Below are 24,510 nucleotides of genomic sequence, written 5' to 3' on the forward strand. Positions count from 1 at the left end.
CAACGTACGGGAACCCCCCCCCCACCCCCCCCCCTCAACCCCAACCCCCCCCCCCCCCCCCCTCCCTCCCACTTCGCCCCCCACCCCCCCCTCCCCCCCTCCCCCCAGCTTCGGGAGTACCGGGCCGAGCAGGAAGTTGCGTATGCGTCACGCCACGGAGCGTAGTGCAGCCGAGTGGCTGGGCATCCGGTGTTCAGCAAGAACCCCGAACGCACCGGAGGATCCTGGTGCGCAGTCGCGGGGAGCCCCGCCGGGCGGGAGGACGCCGACGGGGCTCCCGGTCGTGCTCAGGCGGGGGGCAGCCCGGGGACGCCGTGGCCCGAACCGGGGTGCAGGTACTCCGACAGGGCCCGGCGTACGTACACGTGCGCCCCGGCCGTGAAGTGCGCATCCGGGTTGGTGGCCAGGTAGGCGTCGGTGAGGTCGGCGACCCCGTCGACGATCTCGTGGCGCCGCTCCAGAGCGTCCAGGGCCGCGCGCAGCCGCAGCCGCTCCTCGCCTTCCGCCGCGCGCCGGGCCTCGTTGAGGGCGCGGGCGATGCACGCCGCACCGATGTGGAGGAAGTCCCGATACCCCTGGCCCCCGGCCCGCAGCCGGTCGGCGGCCTGGTCGACGGTCAGCGCGCCGTTGCTGCGCTCTGCGAGCGCAGCAACGAGGCGCTCCTCCTTCGCCCGAAGACGGGCGTCGGACCGGGCGGAGGATTCCGCGTGTGGCATGTCCGGGTGGTAGCCGGCCAGCGCGCGCCCCTCCTGCGTCCAGTCGTGGGCCCAGGCGTCCGGGTGCCGTGGCCCCCAGGTCTCGGCGAACGGGTACGGCCCGCCGGTGCCGACGCGCAGCAGCGTCGCCGCCAGGCTCCCGCCCGAACAGCCGCCGGTGACCCAGGCGAACGAGATCCACCCGGTTTCCTCGCGCCACACCTTCAGTTCGTAGGTCGGCGGGTGCTTCTCGCCCGGGTACCAGGAGGGTTCGGGCGTGGCCGGGGCGGACGGCGGCCGCCCGGGCGTCGGGGCGTCGTACGGCAGCCGGGGCACCAGGGGGCGGTCCGGGGCCGCGTCGGCCCGGTGGACACGGACCGGCAGCGTTCCCAGGTCCGCTGTGACGTGCTCCCAGACCTCCGCCCGCAGATGCCCGCAGTCGCCGCCGGCGGGCCGCGCGCTGGGGGCCAGCCGGTAGGCGACCAGCGCGTCGGCCAGCTCCCGGGCCTTGTCCAGATCGGTGCACCAGGCCTGGGTCCACCAGCCCGGTGCGCCGCCGAAGTGGTCCTCGCCGAGGACGCCGTCCGGGACGTCGTAGGTGCGCACCTCGTACGGCAGGTCGCGGCTGGGGCACACCGGGTCGAGGCCGTGCGGGAAGTCCCCTGGCTTTTCGAGGGACCATCCGTTGTGCACGAACCGCCAGAACGGCTGGTCGCTGGAGTGCCACACGATGGGCCACACCGCGGCGACCTCGACCCGGCCGTCGGGCAGCCGGTGCGGCACCGGCACCCGCGTGCCCTTGGTCACCGCCTTCATGCAGTCGGCGACTTCCCGGACGACGTAGCCGTCGACGGCGGCCTCGGCCACTCCCCACCGCACTCCCTCGTCCCGCTGGACCATGGTCGTGCGGGCACTCTCGTCCCAGAGCACCGTCACGGGCACGACCTTGTGCGCGGCGACGATCGCGGACAGTGCGTCCACGGCGACCTGCGCCCACCCGTAGCGCTCCGCGTCGGACGGCGCAGCGGCCGCCTTCCGCAGCCGCCAGCAGGCGTCGGTGTAGGAGATGCCCTCCTGGGCCGCGAGCTCGTGGGCATCCTTTTTGAACTGCTTGTTGCTGGTCACGGGCACATTTCCTTCGGCCGGCGAAGAGCCCACGCATCTCCGCCGTGAGTGCGTGACCACGGGCAGATGGATGCGGTACGTGAGTCGGAGCCCCTTTGTCCTCGGTCGCCGCCCCGGCGTGGGCGGGGCTGACTCGGAGTCAGGCCGACGTACGGCGGCCACCTTCAACAGTAAAGGCACCCACTGACACTGGATGGCGCCCAAGGACAAAAGACGGCGCTACTTGTCACGTACACCGCAGGGGGACCGATTTCGTGGAGGCTCCTGCGGCCCTTGTGAGAAGTCGGATGGCCCGGAGGTGCGATCCTTCCGGGCCACCCGACTTCTGACAGCGGCCGGGGGGCGGAGGCCGTGGTGCCGCCCGGCGCGCACCGGCACTAGCCCCCGGAGACCTTGCCGCGTCGGGCGGTGCCACGGAAGCGGGGGTCCGGGGGCCGGCGAAGGCCCCCGGCAGCCACGGCGCGAAGCCCGGGGCGGTTTTGCTACAGCTGCCGCGACCGGTTGTAGTGGGCTCGGCCCAGCTCCTCATCCGTCAGGGATGCCATGCACGGTGAGCAGGGGTGCTCGTACAGGTCGGTCGACGAGTCGTAGAGGATGCCGCACGGCAGTTTCACCCGCGGCCCGATGCTCCATGCCCCGCCGCACACCGAACAGCGGTACATATCCAGCCAGACTCCCGCCACGGTGCCGCTGCGGACGGCATCGACGAGCCGCCCGCGCCTGCTTCCCTCCTCGGAGCGGTAGTGCGCCCACTGCGGCGGCTTCGGATCACCCCAGCGCCAGCCTGCGGGAAACTCCGGGGTGTCCGGGTGGGGCAGGCAGTGCGCGCAGTGCGCCCGCAGGTACGTCACGCCGTCCGCCAGCACGAACAAGCACGCGTCCGTGCCCGCCGGGTCGGCGCCGACGGCGCCGCAGTGATGGCACCGCCAGGTGCGCGGCGCCTCCCAGGGCACCGACTCCCCGCCGCCGAAGACGACTTTGGTGACGATCAGACGTGGCTCCGGACCGCTGCTGCCGGACGCCGCGCCACTGCGCCGGGCCTCGGTGTACTTGGCTCCGCTGCGGTCCTGCCGGGCCCGCGCCCGTTCCTTGGGCCCGTTGGCCCCGTTCTTGGTCATGACAGCCTCTCTGCCGAGACCCCACGCCTCTCGTCGGCTCCATGGCACACGATGGACGGTGACTGGTGAAACTCCGCGGGCCCGCACCGAGGTCTCGGGGGTCCTTGGCCGTCGGCCAGCAGCGTGGGTGCCGGCGGACATGGAAGGCGTGCGGCGTGCGCGTCCTGCCGCTGCCGACAGCGTAGTGGCCCCGATTCGGGCGCTATGCCCCGACATCCCACAAGCCCTCGAAAGCCAGTCCGTGACGCTTTCCGTCCGCAGCCGGAGCCGGTGGCACCCGCCACCGGATCGAGCAGGAGGACAGCCGGAGTACGGGTACGGACACCACGGCCGGATACGCTGGGTCCGTCCCGAACGAAGGACAGGACCCGGCACCGTGCACCGCGCGTACTGGTGGCCACAGCCCGGTCTGCGCGTCGCCCACCGCAGCGCAGCCGCACCGTCCGACCGCGAGCCGGCCCCGTCACGGGGCCGCATCGAGGCCGCATCGAGGCCGCCGACGCGTAGCCGCACGCGGTTCTTCACCACGGCTCCAGCTCGACACCGTCCTCCTCGGCCGGACGAGGATGCATCAGGGCCTGCGCGGCGGCGAGGTTGTCGACGACCGCGACGAGCTTCCATCCGCCCCGAGCGCCGGTGCAGCGCAGCACCGCACGAGGCAGCTCGGGATCCAGATGAGCGGCCCGGGGCGGTCCGGGCCGCAGGGTGACGGCGCGCAGCCGCCCGGGCTGATAGGTGCGGGCGAGGATGCGGCGCCCGAACCGCTCGGCCAGCTCGGGCGGCCAGTCAGCTGTCATCGTCGTCGTCCCCCTCGTCCTCGTCGCCGGCATCACCCTGATCCATGGTCGAGAAGGGGGCCAGATCCTCAGCTTCGGCCCGGGTGACCTCCCCGTTCTGGGCTCGCCTGATCGCGGCTCATGTCTGGACAGTGTCCTCTCCTTGCCGCTCCGAGGCGAGGGAGCAGGGCGCCGCCCGGTAGCGACTCACCCTGAATTCTCACCTCTTAAGAGGTGAGTTGAGCGCAGCTGCGCGCGGTGCCACCGAGATCAATGTCGGTGCGAAGGGGAGTCACTGGGCCTGTCGAATCCCGCTTCAGTGCTCTTCTTCCGTGCTGGCCGTTGCCCGAACCCGCCACCGTCCCGCACTGTTCAAGCAACCTTGACCATCTGGCCTTTTGGTGACCAGCGGACCCGCGCGGGTTATCTGGCCAGACTTACCACCAGGATTCGCGCCGCTGACGCCGGAGAGGTGATCTGATCACCACAGAGTGACCTTTCCAGAACGGGCCGACTCCCGAGCCGGGGACGACCGTTGGGCTGGGCATGCGAAGGATCACCACTGCTATCGCCGTCGCTCTGGCTCTGCTCGGGCTGGCGGCTCCGGACGCCGCGGCGTCCGCCACCATTCACGACGGCCCGGTCGTCTTCCGTGTGGTCGGCGACGGCCTGCACGTCAAACGGGCGTCATCCGCATGGAACGGCTCCCACCACGCCTCCGCGCGGTTGACGCTGGTGCGGCGCGGCCGCGACCACGACAGCGTGACCGGCTGGCAGCGCGGCCGGGTGCACCGGGCCGCGGGCAGTACCTGGACCGACGTGGCCTGGAACCTCAAAAACCGCCGCTTCCCGGACGGTTCGCGGCTGTGCGTCCAATGGGAGGCGCGGTCGTACGTCTGCGCTACGATCCACGACTGATGGCACCACTGCTTCCATTCGGCTCGGTCACATGGGCCGAGCTGCGGCGCGCTGTGGCCCGGTGGCGACGCGCGATCACCGGCGCTGGAGCCCGGCGGGCGAAGCGCCCGCCGGTGACCCCGGGCGATCGTGGACGCTGAAAGGCGGCCCCACGATCGCCGCGGCGGCTGCTTCCTGCCGGGAACCAGGCGCCCGGTCAGCGCTGGTTGGGTTTGCGGGTGGCCTGCTGCTCAGGGCCGCCTCCCCGGAGGTGTCCGGCCTGCTCGCTGCCGGTGGGCCTCTTCGGTGCCCGCTTCGCCGTGGTGGTCGACCGGCCGCGCGCGGCCGCTGCGGAGACCCGCTTACCGGTGCCCGGCATCGGCCGGTTCAGGGCCTCCCCCAGCTTGCGCATCGCCGGAATGTCCACCGTGGTGGCCGCGGCGTCCCGCGACGCCGGCGGCGGCCCGCCGGGGGAGCTGTAGGCAGCCGCAGCATCTGCGACGTTGTGCAGTGCCTCGGCGGCCGGTGCGTCAGGCTCGGCTCCGTCGCCCCGCCGCCGCAGGCGTTCCGCCCCCGCCTGCGCCCACTGGGCGATTCGTTCGCAGGCGCGGATCGAGACCCTGCGAAGGAACTCGCCGACGCGGGTGTCCCCCATCAACCGGTCGAAATGCTCCCCGGCCCGCTCCCTCATGACGCGGAACAGATGCCCCACCGCACCGCGCACTGTTTGGATCTTCTGCCACTCCGGAAGGTCCTGGAGTACGGCGGTGTGCGTATCGGCCTGCTGCAGAGCGGTGTTGACGGCGGCGGCCTGCTGCGGGCCGGGCGCGGGCACCTCTGCTTCCGTCGGCTCCTCGGTGGGGGTGTCCGTCTGGCCCGGGGCGGCGGACGGTGTTGCCGGCGCGGGCGGCGCGACGGCCTCGGTGAAAGCGCGCTGAAGCACGGTGAGGTCGGCGTCGAGATCGGCGACCAGGTCCTGGGCCGTGCCGTGCTCCGGCGGCACGTGTTCGGTCCAGGCGTCGATGACCGCCTGCCACTCGGCACGGACGTCGGTCAAGGGCTCCGTCGCCGTGGTGTCCGACGCCGCGAGCGAGGCCTCCGTTTCGGTCCACAGCGGCACCTCGCCGGACGGCACCGCCGCCTCCGGCTGACTGGCCCGCAGAGCATCTGCCAGGGCCCGGCGGAGACCGTCGACGGCGGCATCGGGGGCCGGATCACCGTCACCCTCGGGAGCCGCGGCACCGTCCGGCAGTGCTTCCTCCCGCGCTGTACCGGCCCTCTGTGAGTTGGAGACTTCAGGGCTTCCGGACTCCGGGGTGGCCTGCTGCGGCCCGGCGGACGCCGCCATGGCGGCCTCCGCTGTACGGACGGCTGTCCGCTGATCCAGCCACTCGCTCCAGCCCAGAGGCCCCGTGTACTGCTCAAACTCATTCTCCAGATCGCGCGCCGCGGCAGCGTCTTGCTGGTCCTCTCCATCCAGCTGCTGCCATTCGCGGTAGGCCGCGGCGGCCGCTTCGTCGCGTGGCGAGCGTCCAGCCCGGTAGTCAGCGAGGTAGCTGGCATTGAGCGCGACGGGATCGGCAGGCGCGGGCGCCTGGGGACGGGCGGCCTCCCGCTCTGTCTGCACTGCGGCGGGCGCGGGCTCGGCCGGCCGCTCGGGCGCCACCGCGTCGGCAGTTTCACGGACGGCAGCCTGTTGGGCCTGCATGGCCTCCAGGGTGGCCTGGAGGAGATCGCGATTTCGTGTGATGTCGTACAGCAGGTGGGCGAGCGGGAACGCCAGGTGCTGGCGCTCGTCGCGCGAGGCGTCCGCGGGCAGGGCGGCACCCCAGGCGTTGACCGCCTGCTGGACGGCGGTGAGGTGGGCGGCCATCTGCCGGGATCCGTGAGCATCCATCACGGCTCTGGCCATGTCGCCGAGCCGGTCCGCCAGTTCCTGGTAGTAGGGATTTTGTTCGTAGTCCGCCGCCACCCGCGCGGCCGCCGCCGTGATCGTGGCCTGGTGGCGGAGCGCAGCGTCCCGCAGCTCGGTGCGCAGCATGTCCGCCGGGGACAGCGCCCCGTTGGTGACGGCCGGAGCGGGCTGGTCCCGGTAGGGCGTCCCGGTGAGCGCCGAGAACAGGATGGCGGCCTGGTCCGCTGTGTCCTGCGGGGAGTCGGCCGCAGGCGTGACATCGGGCAGCAGGTTCTCGGCCGTCAGGCGTGCGCTCCAGTGCCCGGTCGCGGACCGGTGCAGGGTGGCGATGGTCGTGTCGCCGCGGCGCAGTGCGCCCGATTCGACTCCCTGCCCGTCTCGCCCGGTCAGGTGGAGCTGGTAGGCAGGGTCGGCGGCGAGCGGAGCGGCGTCGGTGAAGGGTTGGGGCTCGGGCGGGTCTTCGACCGTCACGAAGTTGTCAGTGTCAGTGGGCAGCGGTGTGGCCATCTGCCTCTCCGAATCGGTGGCCGAGTCGCGGTCTGTGGTGGCCGGCGCCGGTGCGGGGTCGGCGGCGGGCGACAGGCCGTCCGCCGTGTCAACGGCGGCGGTGGGGTGCTCGGCCGGTTGGCTCTGCACGGCCGGTGAAGCGGAGGCGGCGGCCGCCCGTTCGGCTTGCAGCGTGTCCAGGGTGGCCTGGAGCTGCCCCTGCATCCGTGCGGTGTCGTACAGCAGGTGCGCCAGCGGGAAGGCGAGCGCCATCCGCACGGCGGCACCACCGGCGGGCAAGGCCTGGTGTCCGGCCGTAGCCGCCTGCCGGATCGTGTCCAGGGCGCGGGTCATCTGGCGGGCGGTGTAGCTCTCGTCCACGTCCTGCGCCACCTGCCCCAGTTCCTCGGCGAGTACGCGGTACGGCGGGGGCACCGCGTGGGGCTGCCAGATGTCGCCGGCTGCGGCGGTGATGGCGTCGCGGTGCCGCAGTGCCGTGTCCCGCAGGGTGCTGCGCAGCACCGCAGCTCGCTCCTGGACGGTGCCGTCGGTCACCGGGGCAGGCTGCTCGCCGTAGGCCGTGCCGGTGAGCACGGCGTAAAGGATCGCTCCTTGGTGTGCGGCCTCCAGCGGCCCGGTGGTCATGGAGGTGATGTCCGCGGGCAGGCCGTCCGCCGCCATCCGGGCGAACCAGCGCCCGTCGATGGACCGGTGCAGCGTGGCTGCGGCCGTCCCGGCGTACCGCAGCTCCCACGCCTCGGGACGCTGACCGTCCGGGCGCAACCGGAGGAGTGTGTAGGCCGGGTCCGCCGGAAACGGGGCGACTTCGGTGAAGGGCTGCGGTTCGGGCGCCTCCTGGCGCTCAGCTGTGCCCGCGTCCTGCCGGTCGGGCCCTGTGCCCGGCGGGGTAAGGGGCTCAACCGGCGCCGCTTTTGCTGCGGGGGCGGCTTCGTGCGCCGCCTCGTCGCCGAACGGGGCTTCCTGCGTCTGTGCCACCGTCTGCTCCTCCTGGTCCGGGTCCGCCTTGGGCTGTGGTGGGTCCGCCTGTACGACCGGCGCGGCGGTCAGCGTGCTCGGCGGCTGGGCCGTGGTGCTGCGGGCGTGCTCGCGGGTCCACTCCAGTACGGCGTCCCACTGCTCGTAGCGGCCGCTGGTGTGGTCCGGGCCCGTGACGGCCAGCCGGTGGCCGTCGTCTCCGGGCTGCCCCTGCTGGTAGACCATCTCCACGACGTACGCGGCCGCGCCAATGGTCAGCTCCCAGCGCGGGCCGTGGTCGTACGGGCCGCTCCTGCGCGGCCCGGTGTCCTGGGGTACCAGGGCCTCGCCGTCGTGCAGCACCAGCTTCTTGGCAGCCTCGCGGTAGCCGAAGTGGGCCATGGTGTCGCCAGTGGTGGGGTGAGTCTCCGCCGTGCGGCCCAGTACGGCCCGCTCGACAACCGGCCGTACGCCGGAGATGCCAGCGCTCACTCCCTGGGAGACGCCGTACAGGTCGCGGGTGACGAAGCCGCTGTGGCTGCTGGCCGACTCCCGTGCAGTGCGGTACCGCTTCCCGGTGGGCACGTGGACCGAGGTCCATTCGTTGTCCGCTGTCCGGCGCACCATGACATCGTCGTGCAGCCGGGGCTTCGGCTGGATGCCGCGGCCACCGCGCTGCGCCTCAGCGCGGTCGGCGAGACGGGCAGCCTGGGGTGCGGGCACGCCCACGGTCGCCTCGGTGCAGGGACCGCATTCGGCCGCCAGGTCAGCGCTGGACTCATCGGTGCCGTACCAGTGCCACACGAGGGTGTAGCGGTCGGTGTCGGGGGTGCCGCAGCGGTCGCACTCGCCCCGGTCGGCGTGCCCGTACACGCCCAGGCGCCCCTCCTCCGGAGCGCCGTCGGTGCCAGGCGGGGCGGCGGGCTCGGGCTCGCGCCCGCCCGGCCGCCGGTGCGCGCGCCGCGGCCGCGGGGCCGGAGCCGGTGCTTCCGTCGGGAAGAGGTCAAGCTGTGCTTCTGCTTCCTGTGGCTCGGCTTCGGCGCTGTCCGGCACAGGGGCTGCGGCCTCGTTGTCGGCGGGCGCCGCAGCATCGAGCGGGCTGCTGGTGCGGTTCTGTGCGGCCCGCGGGTCCTCGGGACGGAAGACGTTGAGGAAGACGCTGATCATGTCCGCCCGGCTGTGCAGGCCCCGGCGCACGTCGCCGTCGGGCTGGGCGGCCGCCAGCCACAGCAGGCTGTCGTGTGCGGTGGCCAGGTCCTCGGCGATGGTGGTGCCGCGGCTGCGGCCTTGCCCGAAGGCCTCCAGGACGGCCGCCAGTTCGGCGTACCGGGCAACGGCCGCCGGATCCGCCTGCATCGCCTCGGGCAGCTGCGGCAGCCCGACCGCGGGGCGCACCAGGTACTCGGTGAACGAGGCGGTCATGGCCTCGTTCAGGCGGTCGGGGGCCGGCGGGCCCTCACGCAGGGCTTGTACCGCCAGTTCGGCCAAGGCCGCTTCCTGGCTGCGGAAGCGCGCCAGACGGCGGTCGCCGGTACCGAAGACCGGCTCTGCGTTCCACAGCGGCGCCGCGTCCGAGGGGCCGGAGTCGGCGATGTCGGCGATGTCGGCGATCCTGCCGATCATGCGGCCGTCCAGCCAGATGTCGGCGCTGGTCGCGGTGAGCGGCGACGGGGCGGGCACCATCTGTACGCGGGCGGCGAAGGCGTGCAGCCGCTCGGGGCCGCCGAACCGGGCTGCGGCCTGGTCGGCGGTCTCCGCTCCGACGATCCGCCAGTAGGGGGCGGGGGCGATCGAGTGCGCGGCCGCGACGAGGTCCGTTTCACCGGCCGGGGGTGCAGCGGCGTCGGCGCCCTGGGCCGCGGGCTGCGGCTCGCCCCCGGAAGAGGCCTGTGCCGGTGTCTCGCTGGAGACCTCCGCCGTGGTCGGGGCGGGAGGATGCGGCGGCGCGGCCGCCGCGTCGGACTGCGGCTCCTGCGGGCCGCCACCTCCTGCCGGCGCACTGTCCGTGCCCGCTGGCCGGTCCGTATCGGCATCCGTCCGGTCGTCCGGCGTATCTGGGGCCACGTCGCCGAACAGCCCGAGCTGTTCCGTGTCGGTGCTGCGGGAATCCACGCTCCTTCCTTCCTTCGTGCGGTCGGTGGGCCGGTCCGAAGCGGGCTGGTCCTCTGTGCCGTGGCGCTCGGCGGCGGGGCTTGTCTTCGCCGACGTCGCGGCGGCCGCGCGTTCGTCCAGGCGCGCGGCGGACGCACTCAGCCGGTGGGCCTGCGCGTCCAGGTGCTGGCGCAGCCGGTGCAGGTCCAGGCCGACGTAGTGGTTGAGGAGGTCGTCCTCGGTGGCGGCGAACAGCGCCGCGGCGGCGGCCGCCGCGGTCTGCATCGCCGCGGCGTTGGCCCGGTAGGCGTCCGCCTCCCTGGCGGTGGCGTCAATCGCCCCGATTGCCTCGCTGAGGGCGCGGAGTTCGTCCTGGGGGCCGGTGCCGTTCGGCCACACGCGCTCCGCCGCCTCCGTGACAGCGGCGTGCAGGTCGTAGGTCCGTTGGACCTCCGATGCCACCTGGTGGTGGCTGCTGTGGCGGCCGAACACCGCGGCGACGTCCTGCGGTGTCCTACGCTCGCGGGGCACAACTCGGACCTTGTCCGTGAGGTTCAGGGCGAAACTGTTGCTGGTGCCCTTGGCCACGTCGCGGGTGGAGAACGCTAGGACGCTGCCCCGGCGATTGCCGTCCGCGAACCGTAGTTCGGTGATGGTCTCGCCTCGCGTGCCGCCCTCTGCGATGAGGTCGCCCAGCCGGACCTGTGCCACGGTGCGGGTCTCCGGGCGCAGGTCCTCGCGGTGTTCGGCCGGGAGGAGCCGCGCCTGCGCGGGCATCTGCCGGATGAAGACGCTATCTGCGGCGGTCACCTCCTTGCCGGTCTGGTCGCGGATCACGGCGTCGAGCAGCGTGGTCCTCTGGTGGTAGTCGCGGTACCCGGGATAGACGGTGCCGGTGACGGTGGCCGTTTCCGGCACGGGCAGTCCCCAGGCCTCCCCGTCCCATTCAATGCTCCTGCCGCTCACGACGACTGTGATCCGGTTGCCGCCCTGGAGCGCCTCGCAGGCGACCTCGTGCGGATCCTGCGATGCATCGGCGCCCGCCTTCTCCTGTGCGACGGCATCTTCCGGCGGCTCGACATCGGCCGGCGGGGCGGCGGCCGCGGGTTCGGCAACCACGCGGGTCCCCCAGATCTGGTGGACGCGGGCGAGTTTGCTGACCTCGGACATCTCCACGTCGAAGGTGGACACGACGTGTTCGATGCACAGAGGGTCGCTGTCGCCGACACGGTAAAGCGGCTGGGGTTCGGCATCGTCCGCGTGCAGGTTGTGCCGCGCGCACCTTCCAACGGCAGCCGGAGCGAAGTCGTAGTCGCGGTGGCGCGCGCGGAGAGGCTTGGCAGCTTCCTCGCGGGCCTCCCGGGCCACACGCTCGCAGATCTCGACCGCCCCGCCTCGGCTCTCCGCGCTGCGGAACGTCAGGACCGTTTCGCCGTCGATCTCGATGCGAGGAGTGAAGATCCGGACGCCGCTGGAGTCGTGACGGGCCACCGTGACCACGAACGGCACGCCGTCCGCGAGGACGTCGAAAACCAGCTCCGGCCCGCGCGGTGTGATCTCGTCGACCGTCACCGGGATCGGCTCGCGCACCACGGCCAGGCCCTTGCCCGGCACATGGTCGGCGTACGACGTGAGGGGCTGGGCGGGGACGGAGTCCACGGGGGGCAGGTCCTCGAACGGCACCTGTTCCGGAGGCCCGTCGACGGGCCGAAGGTCCGTAGCGGCGCCGTTGAGGGCGTAGGTGTAGCCGGTGTCCTTCTTCCCGCTCCGGCTGAGGACGTGGTACTCGCCGGTGACGCCGGTCCGGTCGGTGCTGACGTACCACGTGTCCTTGCCCGGGCCGGGCGACATCACCTGTCCGGTCACCTGCTGTCCGTCCGGCCCGTCCCGCCAGGTCACCCACGAGCCGATGTCGTACTCCGCGGGGATCAGCCCCGGGGCGTCCTCCCGCTGGGGCAGGCGCAGGGAGGGCGGCGGCCCGAACGGCTTCAGGCCGTTGGCCGTCTTGTAGGTCTGGCGCCACCGGTTCAGCTGGTCCGCTTGTTCGGCGGGCGTCTGGGCTGCCTGTTGGTTCTTGGCTTCGACGACGGCAGCGAATTCGCTGCGACGCCGCTGGTAGCCGTCCACGGCCGCCTGGTGGAACCCGGCGTCGGCAGGGACCACGTGCAGGGTGAACACCAGCCGTCCGTCGGCACTGGTCAGACGTACCCGCCCGTGGTCGGGTTTGGCGGCAGCCTCCGGCTTGGCGGGGGCTGCTTCGGGCTGGGCCTCTTCCCCGGTCGTCTGGTCATCCGAGGCCTCAGCGGCGTCCGCCGGGCCGGGAGCAAGTGGCCTCTCCGGTGCCGGTTCTGCCGAGTGGCCGGGCATCTGGCCATGTACGGCGTACGCGATGCCCGCCCCGGTCAGAGCGTCGAGCAGTCTGCGGACTGCCTGATGCTGCTCGTCCTCGGAGTGGTCCGCCCTGGGCCGCCATACGCCCTCGGGTACGGCACTGGGGTCCCACCGGAACCCCTGTGCTCGCAGTACTTCCCCGGCCTTGCGCCGGCGGTAGGTGTTGAAGACGGCATACCCCGTCTGCGGATCATGGGCGACGACGACTTTGCCGGTGGGGACAGCCGCGGCCAGGCGCCATTGCGGGGTGTCGGGCAGCGTGAATCGGGAGCCGGGGGCGGCCAGGATGCTCGCCAGGTCGATCCCGTACGGCTCTCGTTCCTGCCGTACGTCGGCAACCCCCAGGGCAAGGTCCGTCAGGTGCCGGTGCAGGGTATGGCGGTCCTCGCTGACGTCCCGGATGGTGATCTCGCGGCCGCGTTGGGAGATATCCCCGACCCGGTCTGCGCGGCGCGCGATGTCGTCCAGCAGACGGTCAAAGGGATCCTCGGAGGCGGGCTGACCGGCGTGTTCGGGGGTCTTTTCGCCGGTGAGGTAGGAGACCGCGTCGGCACCGCTGAGCCCGACTACCGCAAGGAGCGGCTCGTAGTGCCGTAGCACCGCGGCGGCGTCGTGGTCGGCGGCCCTGCGCTCCTCAGCAGCCGCATGCCCGCGCTCGTCACCGGCCTCCGTATTCCGCTCAGGGGAAGCCTGCACCTCGTCCACGGTCATCTGTCCGTCCGGCACGCCGGCGGATTCCTCGGTCTCCGTTTCCGGGTCGGGTTCGTCCTGCGGCACCGGCGCCGGGACACGTGTGGGCTGCGTGAGGCCGAACTCGTCGTACAGGTCGGCCGTCCCGTACCCGTCGCCGGGCGGCTCGGTGGTCTCAGTCGCCGGTTCCTCGGTGCTGTCGCCGCCCGGCTCCGGCGCCGGAGCCTGACCCTCGGTGCGCTCGCCGACGGGCTCGGCGGCCGCGGCATCGTCAGCGCCGTCCTCGGGTGCAGGAGCAGGCTCGTCCGCCGTGATCGGGGCGCCCACCCCAGCCTCCCGGTTCTGCTGAACGATGATCCGTTGCCGTTCCCGCCACTGCTCAACGGCCTCGTCGGTGTCGTTGTCCTCCGTCCAGGGGTTGACGAGCACCACGGGCTCGGGGGCGGGGTTCTCATTGTCGAACGTGAACAACTTGTGAGCCGCCGCGACCACGTTGGCCTGGTGAGGTGCCCGCTTCTCCGCGTTCTCCTGGAGGGCCTTCTTGCGGCTGTTCTCGGTGGGGTACTTCTTCGGGTCGAGCATGGATTCGGTCAGCTCAGGGATCTTGTCCCGCTCGGTGATCGCGCCGACGATCCCGTCGAGCAGCTCGACCCGGCGCCGTGCGTGCTCGATGGCGGGCCCGTAGTTCACCGCTTCCTGCCAGGCCCTCAGGACCTCCACCTCCTTCTCCAGGCCGGGCAGGCGCTCACGGTCCATCAGCTGATGGTCCTCGGCCTTTTCGAGGGCAGTGGCCAGGCGACCCAGCATGGTGGCCCCGATGTTGCCCTTGACCAGGTCCTCCACGGAGCACCGCGATTCGCTGTGGCGCAGCTCAGGGAACCCGACGTACGCACGGACCTCGCCGCTGCCGTGGGCGACCTCCGGCCGGACGGCGAAGTCGAGGCCGCCGAAGGTGCCCAGCTTCTTCCACGGGCCGATGCCCTCGCGCTGGTGGGCGCGCACGGCCTCGGTGACGACCTGGCGCAGGACCGGGGCGGCCTCGCCGAACTTCTCGTACTCGCGCCCGCCGATACGGATGCGGAAGGCGTCGCCGCGGATCGTCTCGGTGATCTTCGGCAGGGCCTTCTCGCGGGCCGCGATGGCCAGCCGAGTACCGGCCAGTTCGCCTTCCTTGGTGCCCAGCAGCTCCAGTTGGCGGACGCGGTCGGCGGCCGCGTTCCGGCGGTCGGCCTCCAGGCCCTGGAGGTGGATCTTGGCTTCCATGAACTGCCGCATGTACGGGTTGCCGCCGATCTCGGCGGCCATCGTGGCGTAGTCCCAGTCGCTCGCGCCGATCTCTTCGACGGTGTCGCCGTCGTCGTCACCGACGCCGGGCGGCCGCTGAATGTCGCGCAGGCCTTCCGCCTTCGAGGTGAGCAGTCCGACCTGCCAGGCGTCCATGCTGCCCTTGGTGGCCAGGAAGTAGATGCTCACCTCCTCGTGCTGATTGCCCGGCCGCAGCGCGCGGGAGTTGCGCTGCATCATCATCGCCGGGGTCCAGTCCTGGTCCAGATGCATCAGAGCGTAGGCCCGGTTCTGCCCGTTGAAGCCCGTACCGAGGACTTCGCTGGAGCCCATGAGGACCGCGATGCCGCCGTTGTTGGCGGCCTTGGTCATCTCAGCTTTCTGCTCCGGGGTCCGGTGTTCCTGCGCGAACTGGACCATGTCGCGGGGGACGCCGCGATCGGCGAGCAGGTCACGCAGCTCGGCGTACGCGTCGAAGCCGCCCTTGTTGTTGCCGCCGGGGGTACCGCTGTTGCAGAAGACGAAGAACAGGCCGCCGGGGACCGGGTGCAGGGTGTCGTCGCGGCTGGAGACGGCGTAGGTGCGGTCCTTGTGGGCGTGGTAGCCGGCCGCGATGATGTCGGCCGCCTGTACGAGCTTGTTGCCCGCGGGTGCGTTTGCGTCCACCAGCCGGGGGTCCAGGGCGACCGCGCGGCCCTCGCCGGAGACGGCCAGCATGTTGTCCTCGTCGCGGGTGACGTCCCCGGCGTGGATCGCCTGCCCCCGCACAACCAGGGACTGAAGCCGGCTCCGCTGGTCGGCGGTCGGCTCCACCAGCACCAGCTGCGGGGCGCCGCCGGCGACCCGGGGCCGCTCGATACCGACCTCGTCACCGGTCTTGGTGTCGGTGGCCAGCCCCCACATCGTCTTCATCGTGGACTTCGACACGAACCGGGAGAACCGCTCCACGATCGTCAGGCCGCTGCCGTCCGGCGCCTGCTCGATGCGCTGGACCGTCTGCCCGAAGTTCTCCGCCCACAGGTCAGGGCCGTGGACCCCGAACTGGTCCAGCAGCCACGGCGTCGCCAGTTCGAGGCACGAGTACTGCTCGAAGATGGAGTTCTCCATCGGCGTGCCGGTGCCGAGGGTCACGGTGGGGCGGCCGCCGTCGTACTCCGCCATCCGGTGGTGCCAGCTGAGCTTCTGGTGCAGATCCACCGCGCGGACGCTCGCGGTCTCGCCACCGGCCTCCTTCGAGCGGAAACCCACGGCCGTGAACCGGTGCGCCTCGTCGATGCAGGCGTAGTCGAACCCCAGGTCCTCCCAGTACACCTCGCCCGGAGTGCGCATCGGCGCGTCGTTGCGCCGGATACGGGCCTCTACTGTGGCCAGACGCTGTTCCAGCTTCATCAGCGCGAAGGCGTTGTGCGGCACCCCGCGCTCGCGCTCCAGCTGCTCCTTGAGCGACTCAAGCTCGCGGAAGACGTACAGCTCCTGCTGTTCGGGACTCATCCGGATCGACTGGAACGCGCCCTCGGTGAAGATGACCAGGTCCGGGGTGTTGGCGCGCAGCCACTCCAGAACCGGGCGCCGGTTGCCGTCGGCGAGGTCGTCGGAGGTGATCAGGCGGATGTCGGCGTTGGGGTAGAGCAGCTTGGCCTCATCCAGCCACTGCCTGCCCAGGCCCGGCTGGACGACCGCGAACGGCTTGCTGATCTGCCCGGAGGCCTTGAGGGCTTGGGAGCCCATGACCATCGTGGTGGTCTTCCCCAGGCCCATTTCGTGCGCCAGGATCACGCCGCGCTCGTACTGCATCCGCGCGGCGCCCGAGAGCTGCCACGGGTGCGGCGTCCGCTCGGTGGTGAACCCTTCCAGGGTCGGGGCGAGGCCGTCGTAGCTGCGGACGACGTGCCCGTTCATCTGCCGGTTGTAGGCGTCGGTGAGCTGGGTGACCCGCAGGGTGCTCGCGGTGCAGTACTCCTCGAACGCCGAACGCATGGCGTCGGCCTTGTAGCGCATCGCACGGGTGGCGTCCTCGTCGACGCCACTGCCGTCCAGATGGTTGACGACCATCGACGCCTTGCCGAGGAGGGCCTTGGCGATGTGCACCGCCGAGCGCCGCTCGGTGCCCTTCAACGCGTTGATCGCGTCGGGCACCTTGCCCGCGGCCAGCGACCAGCCGTAGCGCTCGTTGTGGCTGACCTGGAGGGTCGGGTCGCCGAGGTACTCGCGCAGGAAGCCCTGTACCAGCGGCGCGGGAATCCAGTGGGCGCCGAGCTGGGCGGTGAACTGCCCCAGCCGCTTCGGCGGCGGCTGGACCACTTCCAGGGCGGCGACGTTCACCGCGTACTTCGGGTCGGTGGCGGCCGCCTCGCGGGCCTGCTCCAGCTTCTGCCGCACCGCCCCGGACAGGTACGCCCCGGCGTGCTCCAGCTTCTTGGTGACCGGGTTGTCGAAGACCTCGGTGCCCAGCCGCAGGCGGGCCTCTTCGGCGGTGGTGCCCAGCAGCGAGGCGATCAGCGGCAGATCCACGCGGCCGGTGGCGCCCATCACGGCCGTCAGTGCCGTCTTCGGGTCGTCGGTGGGCTCCAGGTCGCCGCGCCGGGTACCCGGCCGCCGGGTCAGGACCTCGGAGGGCACCGCCCGGTCGTTCGCCCGGTCCCAGTGCTCCAGGCCCAGGACGACGGCGGCGTGCGGGTCCTGGCGGAACCAGCCCCAGCCCGTGGGGAGCCGGTCGCCGTCCTCCAGGGTGACGCCGGCAGCGCGAGCGGCGGCCGCCGCCTCCTCGGTCGGCAGCGCCAGCCGGGTCTGCCGGGGGCGCGACAGCGGCCCGTGCTTGGCGGTGTAGGCGGCGTGCAGCCGGGCGAGCTGGTCGCGGATCTCGCGCGCCCGGTCCGGGTCATGGCCGGTGCGGTCCAGCTCCTGCAATTCACCGGCGACGTCGCGCAGTGACAGCAGCATCCGCAGCTGCTCGGTGCCCGCGACGCCGTCCGCGGTGATGACCCGGACGGGGTCCGCGCCGTTGACGTGCTGCCAGATCCGCGCCTGGTCGTCGGTGTAGAGGCGGCCGGTGAAGTCGGTGGCGTGCTTGAGCCGGGCGGTCTGGAGGAGGAGGGGCTCGCGGTGGGGCCAGTCCTCGTGGTGGACGTAGCCCAGGCCGTCGGCGACGGCCGCGGCGGCGGTGGCCTCCATCCGCTCGCGCAGCAGCTGGGGAGCCTCGCCGGGGTCGCCCTGCACGGTCACCCGCGGCCCGTACGGTCCCGTCTCGGTCGTGAGGCGGCCCAGCACGTTCTCGGGGTGCTCGGTGAAGTACGCGTTCACGGTCACGGCGTTGCCGCTCAGCTCCCGCTCCGGCGCCTCGATCCAGCTCTGATCGCGCGGTTCCTCGCCCTCCGCGCGGCGGCGGAAGACGAGCACGTCGGCGACGACGTCGGTGTCGGCGGTCTCGCCGAAGGTGCCCTTGGGCAGCCGGTAGGCGGCCGCCAGGTCGCCCCAGCGGGACATGTCGCGGCGGGCGGCGGTGTCCTCGCCGTCCAGCGTCCACCGCGAGGTGATCACGGCCATGTAGGCGCCCGGCCGCAGCAGCGCGAGCTGCTTGATGATGAACCCGTTGTGCAGGGAGTGGCCGCCCGCCCGGTAGCGCCGCTCACCGAACGGGGCCTGCGCGAAGGGAACGTTGCCGATCACCGCGTCGAACGTGCCGAGCGGGGCGTCGGTGTCGGTGAACGACTCCGCCAGCACATTGGCGTGCGGGTAGATCCGTCCGGCGATCGCCGCGGTGGTGGGGTCCAGCTCGACCCCGGTCAGCCGGGCGGCCGGCGGGGCGACCCCGAAGAAGGCGCCGGAGCCGCACCCGGCCTCCAGCACCTCCCCGCCGTCGAAGCCGAACGCGGCCAGGCCCTGCCACATCGACTCGGCGACGGACTGCGGGGTGTAGTGGGCCGAGAGCACGGCCCGGGACGCTGCCCGCCACTCGAAGGGGTCCAGCAGGTCCCGCAGCTCGCCGCGCACCCGGGAGTACGACTCCCACTGTGCGTGGTCTGTCTCGAAGCCGCCCTCCCGGTCCCCGCCGGGTGCGTAGATCGGCTCGTCGGGGTCCGGCTCGTCCAGGAACACCGCCGGCACCGAGCCCCACCCCGACCAGCGGGCCAGGGTGCGCGCCTCGTCGACGGTGGTGCCGCGGTTCTCGCGCTCCAGCGTCCGCAGCACCTTGATGGCTTCGAGGTTCGCCTCGGCGCGGGCCAGCGGGCCGCGCGGCAGGTCCGCCGGGTCAGGGCGGAACCGCCGCGTCGCTACAGGTTCTCCAGCTCCCTGCGGATCGCCGCCAGCTCCACCGCTTCCGGACTCAGCGGCGCCGCCTGGTCCTCCGCGTCCTCCGGCGGCGGCAGCATCTCGCGCAGGACCTGCTCCCGCGCCGTCGCCGAGATCTGCGCCATCTGCCCGACCCGGGCCTGGTACTCCGTCTCCGGCTCCAGCGCCTCCTCCAGGTCCTCCTCCGCCGCCGCGATCGCCTCGCCCATCTGCGTCCCCAGCGTCCGGAAGTACTTCTCCGGGTCCTCCATCGCCGCCAGCTCCCGGGGCCGGAACTCCTCCCAGTGCCGCCGCAGCAGCGTCGCGTACTGGCTGTTTGCCGCCATCGTTCTCGCCTTCCTCTCGCTCGTCGACGGTACTGGCCAGCGCTGCCATCTGTGCCGCCAGCCGTCCCTGGTCCACGCCGCGCCGCTCCACGTCGCCGCCGGCGTCACGCACCTGCTTAATCACCGCGTTGATGCCGATGAGCGCGGCGCCCATCGCCGGGATGCGCCGCTTGGCTGCCTCCCGCTCCCGCTTGGGCAGCTGCTCGTTGAGGGACTGCTCGCGCAGGTCCTCCGTGGTCCGCTCCGCGATCCGCGCCAGCTCCCCGAGCAGCCCCTCCTCGAAGTAGAACGGATAGGCCCGCATCACCTTGTTCGTGAGCGGGTTGATCTTCTTCGTCTGCGTCGGCAGCTCATACGGGGTAAGGATCTCCAGCACGCGCGCATACTCGCGGGAGGGCTCCCCAGGCCTGCGGCGAAGCCACGACACCAGCGGGTCGTAGCAACTGTTCGGCAGGTCCACCTCCCGCGCGTTGCCCCAGGTGCGCCGCGGCAGCGTCTTCGGGTCCTGGTCGTAGCGCCGCACGAGTGCGGCCATCGCCGCTGGCCCGGAATCGAAGTCCCCGATGCTGCTGCGCTGGTCCCAGCTGGCCAGGGCCCGGAACTTCTTCCCCTGGCGCTCCACGTAGCCGTAGGAGCGCTCCGAGCCGTCGATCAGGACCGGCCGCTTGCCGCTGAGTTCCGAGCCCAGGACCGCGCGCGCGGCGTCCGGGTGCTGCTCCAGATTCCGCTGGTGCCACTCCGCGTCCACGAGCTTCAGTCGCTTTGCCCGGGCGTCCTTGACCGCCTCGCTGTAGGAGTAGGCGGACTGCTCGTTACTGGCCCCCAGCGGCGACGCCAGGTCGGCGCTCTCGGCGGCCAGGTCCTCCAGCGTCATCTCGCCCACCGGCGTCCGCTCACTGTAGGACCGCGCCCGCCGGGCGACCCGTTCGCCCTGGAGGCTCCTGCGGTAGTCGGCGACCTGCCCGTTCAGCTCGTGATCGCCCGGCAGGCGCGTCCACACCGGGCCGATCTGCTCGCAGGCGCTCTCCAGCGCCTCATCGTCCAGGTCCGCTGCCGCAGGGCCCGCCAGAAGGATCCGGGCGGTGCGGGCGTACCGCTCGGTGCGCACCGCCTTGTTGCGGCGCTCCAGCGTCCGGTACTTCTCATCCGAAGAGGGGAACGGCGTCTTGTGGAGCGTCTTCTGCCACCACTCATACTCGGCGGCCAGTTCCTCGTTGCCCAGCTCGGTGACTGCCGCCGCCGTCGCCACCCGGTCCAGCAGCCGCTTGCCGCGCTCCTCGCGCAGGCGCTGGTACCGGGCCTCCACCGCGGTGGTGTACCGCCGCGACCGCTCTGTGGCGGCCGCATCCTCCGCCGCCACCAGGTCCTCGTACGAGAGACCTGTGAAGTCCTCCGGCTCCGGCTCCGGTGCGGAAACGGGCGGCGCGGCCGTCAGCGGCTCCTGCTGCTCCGGGATGGCCGCGGCCGCGAGCGTGGTCACTGTCGGCGAGGCGAACAAGCCCTCCGGGGTCTGGTCCGGCCCCAGCACCATGACGTTGCGATCCTGGCGGGAGAACGCCAGCAGCACCTGCGCGAGGTTGCGGTCGCGGGTGCCCGGGTTCCACTTCCGTCCCGTCGCCCACCCCTGACGCTGCCCCGACCAGTACAGGTTCCCGGCCTTGACCGCCCGCCGGTCATCGCCGTCGTGCTTGTGGGTGCCGTACACCGCGGCTACGCCGTCTTCCTCCCACCGCACCCACACCCGGTCGCGGACGCCCGGATCGGCCACCGCCCGGTGGTGACGCGCGGCCAGGACTGCGAACGACGTCAGCATCCCGTCCCCGAGCCCGTCGCTGACCAGCCGCGTGTCGCCGACCCGGCCCACCAGGGCGTCGTTGTACCCCCGGCGGGCAGCGGAGGCGATCTCGGCGCCGTCCGGACCGAACACGGTGACCGCGCCGCCCTTGACAAGGGCGTGGTAACCCGGCACCCCCTCCACCGGCTGCGCCTTTTCGGGCAGCGGCAGCGGACCAGGCGAGACAGCCGGATCCGTCTCGGGTCCGGTCTCCGCCTCCGCGCTCCGCTCCCCCATGCGCCCTCCCCGTAACACCCCGCTTGGCGCGTCGGTGAGCCCGCGCCACCCCGTACGGACCGGACCTTACCGACCAAGGTCACCGCACTTCTATCGATTAGGGCTATGCCCAGAGCGCCGACCGCTGCACAGGCTGGGACAGTTATCTGGCTACATTCCCTCCATGGCGAACATGGCGAAAGCGTCGTTCTACGTGGCGGTGACCAAGGCGGCTTTGACGCGACTCAACGATCACGCCAAGAAGGAGCGGGAACGCGAGGAGGACTGGATCGCCGAACGCCGACGGGAGCTGCTCGTGCCCGGCCTGTCGCGGCGCGCGGCCGCCGCCGTCCGCCGTGACATCCGGGCGCAGGTCGCCCGGATGCGGCGCAGCGGCGAGTTCGGCGGCACCCGGGACGACATCGTGACCCGTGCGGTCCGCGAGGAGCTGCGGGAGCGCGGTTTGGACCGCGAGTGGCCGGAACCACCAAAAAACAAAGTGGATGCCCCGGGCCGCCGCTGGGGCACTCCCCCGAGCCGGCCGATGGGCGAGGGCGGATACACCTGCCGTGTAGCGGTGAATCTGCCGCACGAGATAGGTGAGACCGTACGCCGCGCTGCCTACTGGACGAGCCAGGCGGCCGTGGAAGCGCTTCAGGAGTGGGCCGACCGGTGGGGCGACGGCGTGGATGTGGCCCTGCGCGAGGCCGACCGGGACGGCATTCCGCCCGAGCTCGCCCTCGCGGCCGCCGCCGGAAATCTGTCCGCTCCGCAGTCCGCACTGGAGATCCGGGACAGGCTGCGCGGGCAGGTCCTGACCACGGGTGACGTGATTCGCGCCGCGATCGACCGGGTCACCGGCAGGTCACAGCCGGAACTCCCTGGATAGAAACAACAGTTTCCAATCCGTTCGATTCGAATTCGAACAGGTCTGCGCGGTCCGCCGGGCGCGGTGCGCAGCGCCTTCGTGATCGTCTGGCATGCTGTCTGCGATCCGAGTAGCCGCACCGCACGGTGAAATCACGGAATATGGAAGGCCAAGCAATGACAACCACGCTCCAAGCGGCCACCGATACGGCCGCCAGGGCTGGAAGAACGGCAAAAGTAGTCACCGTCATCCAGCAGAAGGGCGGCGCAGGCAAGTCCACCATCGCGGTCAATGTGGCCGCGTGCGCGGGCCGGTCGGCAGTGCTGTCGAACGCAGACGACTCCGCGGGCTCCCCGGTTGTCGCGGCCGGCATCGACGTGCAGGGCACGCTGGAGAAATGGTGCGCCGCCGTCCGCGAGGAAGCCCTGCCTTTCGACTACTTCGTCACCCACGGCAAGCTGGGCATTCTCCCGGAGGTCGTGGCCGATCCCGAGCGGCGCCGTATCCTGGTCGATACACCGGGCTTCATGGACGTCGACCCCGATGCCGCCTGGGGCGCTGACCCTCTGGGCGATAGCCGCACAGCCGACGCCCTGCGCGAGGTTCTGGAGGTGACGGACCTGGCACTGGTGCCGATCACCCCGTCCAAAATCACCTGGGACGAAGCCGAATTCACCATCGAGCAGATCCTCAAGCCGCGACGCATCCCGTTCCTCGTCGTGATCAACATGCACGACCCGGGCAAGGACAAGAGCGAGAAGCAGCTCGACAAGGTCAAGTCGTTCATCGACGAGCGGGACTACCCGCGTGTCGCCGACCCGATCCGCCGGTACACCATCCACGAGCACGCCTACGAAAACGGGACTCTGGTGACCGAGTACAAGATGAGCGGCACAGCCCTGAACGCCCGGGAGGACTTCATGCGCGTGGCACTGACGATGGAGCAGATGCTCTGATGGGTAGGGCAATCAACACGGGCAAGGCCCCCGTGGGCCCTGGGCGGCCGGACAACGTCGTGGAGCTGGCCCGGGCGATCGGCGAAGCCGACAAGCTCCCCACCACGCAGCTCACCGATACTCCGGCCCTCATCGCCCGGGAGCAGGACATGCTCCTCAAGTGCGAGGCCGCCATCGAGAACCTGCGGTTCGCCTTCTGGGCCGCCGGCAAGGCGCTACAGGTGGTGCGCGATGCCCGCCTGTACCGGGCGGAGTTCGCCACCTTCGAGGAGTACACGCAGGCCAAGTGGGATATCACGCCGCAGTACGCGGGCAAGCTGATCCGGACCTGGCGCGTGGCCGAGGCTCTGTTCCTCGCGAGGCCAGGCGGTGGTTTGGAAACAATTGTTTCCAAAAAGCTGGGCTACGGGCAGGCCTGGGCGCTGGTCCCGCTGGTCGAGGAGCACAGCGTCAAGGCGGCGACCTACCTGTATCTGGCCCTGCTGAAGGTCACGGGCGCGGCTGTGACGGCGGCGCTCGTCAAAGGCGCCGTCGAGGCCCTGCCCGCGGACGCAGTGGGCCACCAAAGGAAGACCGAGGAGGCCGTGGTGGACTACCTCGCTTCCCTGGAGGGGGAGCAGGGGCAGCAGCCCGCCGTGGACCCCGTCAAAACGGTCCGGGCGCTCGCCAAGGCGTGCAAGGCCTTCGACTCCCAGGCCCTGCACGCGGCCATGGAGCACAATCCGAAAAAGACCCGTCAGGCCGCACGCGCCCTGATCGAGGCCCTGTCGGAGACGACCGGGATCGAGGTCATCATCGCCCCCGAAAGCGAGCCGGAGGACACGGCAGCGCCTGCGGGCACGGCGTCCGGCGAGGACGCGCCGGCAGGATCGGCAGCCGCCGCCTGACAGCGACAACACGAAAGCGGGCCCCGTCCGAGGACGGGGCCCGCTTTCGTGGGGGCCAGCTCAGGTACTGGGCGCAGGCCCGGGCGAACAGCGCAGTGAACGGGTCGCCCCGGCTCCTGGAGGAGTTCCCACCAGACGAGCGAACCAGACGGCGGCGGCCCCGAGATCAGATGACGGCGACCAGGAGCGCGGCGATACCGAGCCACAGGACGTGCCACGCCTGGTCGATTTCATAGGCGGCGGTGCCGGGCCCGGTGGCGTCCTCGGCCTTGCCGGGCTTGCGCACGACGGTGCAGTAGTCGAGATAGCCGCCGCGGCGGATGGCCCGCACCAGGCCGAGCAGCGTAAATCGCCTGTCCGCCCAGTAGTGCGAGGCGATGTCCAGCGCGCCGCCCACGACGAGCCCCGAGATGGTCACCGGCAGGTGCAGCGTCAGAATGACTGCCCCCAGGATCCCGGCTTTGGTCAGCGTGAGGGTGGCGACATGGCTGGCGCAGGCGAGCCGCCCCGGCCACCCCCGGGCGTCCTTTGCCTCAGCCTGCGCGCTGCTTTGCGCGACGTGGTCGCCGAGGAGATGGCCGATGTAGAGCGCGACGAACACCGCCGCGAACGTGGCTGCGGCCAGGGCCGATTCGATGTCGTGCATACAGGCAGGTCCTCCTGGACTGCGTGAGGGTGGCCCAGGCAACG

Annotated in this window: 9 protein-coding genes; 4 read left to right on the forward strand and 5 right to left on the reverse strand. The window is 71.7% G+C overall.

Annotated features, from left to right (window positions below; translation table 11 throughout):
- Positions 1–287: 287 nt before the first annotated feature.
- The 3 genes from ACZ4Z1_RS37130 to ACZ4Z1_RS37140 all read right to left on the reverse strand — a co-directional run bounded on the left by ACZ4Z1_RS37130 (position 288) and on the right by ACZ4Z1_RS37140 (position 3,735).
- The gene (locus tag ACZ4Z1_RS37130) at positions 288–1,820 is read right to left on the reverse strand and encodes a hypothetical protein (RefSeq protein ID WP_468491086.1); all 1,533 of its coding nucleotides are present in this window, start codon (positions 1,818–1,820) and stop codon (positions 288–290) included.
- A gap of 482 nt (positions 1,821–2,302) precedes the next feature.
- The gene (locus tag ACZ4Z1_RS37135) at positions 2,303–2,938 is read right to left on the reverse strand and encodes a hypothetical protein (protein WP_468491087.1); all 636 of its coding nucleotides are present in this window, start codon (positions 2,936–2,938) and stop codon (positions 2,303–2,305) included.
- Between the two features lie 521 nt (positions 2,939–3,459).
- A complete protein-coding gene (locus ACZ4Z1_RS37140; RefSeq protein ID WP_468491088.1) occupies positions 3,460–3,735 on the reverse strand; it encodes a DUF6087 family protein in 276 nt (91 codons plus the stop codon).
- Positions 3,736–4,260: 525 nt separating this feature from the next.
- On the opposite strand from ACZ4Z1_RS37140, the gene ACZ4Z1_RS37145 reads away from it, so the two are divergent.
- Positions 4,261–4,632, forward strand: coding sequence for a hypothetical protein (locus tag ACZ4Z1_RS37145; RefSeq protein WP_468491089.1), 372 nt, complete (start codon positions 4,261–4,263; stop codon positions 4,630–4,632).
- Positions 4,633–4,828: 196 nt separating this feature from the next.
- Here ACZ4Z1_RS37145 and ACZ4Z1_RS37150 read toward each other — a convergent pair whose 3' ends face one another.
- Positions 4,829–21,130, reverse strand: coding sequence for a hypothetical protein (locus tag ACZ4Z1_RS37150; RefSeq protein WP_468491090.1), 16,302 nt, complete (start codon positions 21,128–21,130; stop codon positions 4,829–4,831).
- Between the two features lie 163 nt (positions 21,131–21,293).
- Between ACZ4Z1_RS37150 and ACZ4Z1_RS37155 the strand changes: the two genes are divergently transcribed.
- From ACZ4Z1_RS37155 to ACZ4Z1_RS37165, 3 genes are all read left to right on the forward strand, one after another.
- Positions 21,294–21,998 carry a hypothetical protein gene (locus ACZ4Z1_RS37155; protein WP_468491091.1) on the forward strand — a complete coding sequence of 235 codons (705 nt, stop codon included), beginning with the start codon at positions 21,294–21,296 and terminating at the stop codon, positions 21,996–21,998.
- Between the two features lie 155 nt (positions 21,999–22,153).
- Entirely contained in the window at positions 22,154–22,933 is a 780-nt protein-coding gene (locus ACZ4Z1_RS37160; protein ID WP_468491092.1) for a ParA family protein, read from the forward strand.
- The gene (locus tag ACZ4Z1_RS37165; protein ID WP_468491093.1) at positions 22,933–23,820 is read left to right on the forward strand and encodes a hypothetical protein; all 888 of its coding nucleotides are present in this window, start codon (positions 22,933–22,935) and stop codon (positions 23,818–23,820) included. The genes ACZ4Z1_RS37160 and ACZ4Z1_RS37165 overlap by 1 nt, the downstream gene beginning before the upstream one ends.
- A 166-nt stretch (positions 23,821–23,986) precedes the next feature.
- Here ACZ4Z1_RS37165 and ACZ4Z1_RS37170 read toward each other — a convergent pair whose 3' ends face one another.
- A complete protein-coding gene (locus ACZ4Z1_RS37170) occupies positions 23,987–24,466 on the reverse strand; it encodes a DUF3307 domain-containing protein (RefSeq protein ID WP_468491094.1) in 480 nt (159 codons plus the stop codon).
- Positions 24,467–24,510 lie beyond the last annotated feature (44 nt).

This window comes from Streptomyces sp. NPDC030165, assembly GCF_055573595.1.

Bases quoted from the DNA above. Each gene is read 5' to 3' on its own strand.
- ACZ4Z1_RS37150 (WP_468491090.1), bottom strand. From the start codon at position 21,130: ATGGGGGAGCGGAGCGCGGAGGCGGAGACCGGACCCGAGACGGATCCG.
- ACZ4Z1_RS37145 (WP_468491089.1), top strand. From the start codon at position 4,261: ATGCGAAGGATCACCACTGCTATCGCCGTCGCTCTGGCTCTGCTCGGG.
- ACZ4Z1_RS37170 (WP_468491094.1), bottom strand. From the start codon at position 24,466: ATGCACGACATCGAATCGGCCCTGGCCGCAGCCACGTTCGCGGCGGTG.
- ACZ4Z1_RS37140 (WP_468491088.1), bottom strand. From the start codon at position 3,735: ATGACAGCTGACTGGCCGCCCGAGCTGGCCGAGCGGTTCGGGCGCCGC.
- ACZ4Z1_RS37135 (WP_468491087.1), bottom strand. From the start codon at position 2,938: ATGACCAAGAACGGGGCCAACGGGCCCAAGGAACGGGCGCGGGCCCGG.
- ACZ4Z1_RS37165 (WP_468491093.1), top strand. From the start codon at position 22,933: ATGGGTAGGGCAATCAACACGGGCAAGGCCCCCGTGGGCCCTGGGCGG.
- ACZ4Z1_RS37155 (WP_468491091.1), top strand. From the start codon at position 21,294: ATGGCGAACATGGCGAAAGCGTCGTTCTACGTGGCGGTGACCAAGGCG.
- ACZ4Z1_RS37160 (WP_468491092.1), top strand. From the start codon at position 22,154: ATGACAACCACGCTCCAAGCGGCCACCGATACGGCCGCCAGGGCTGGA.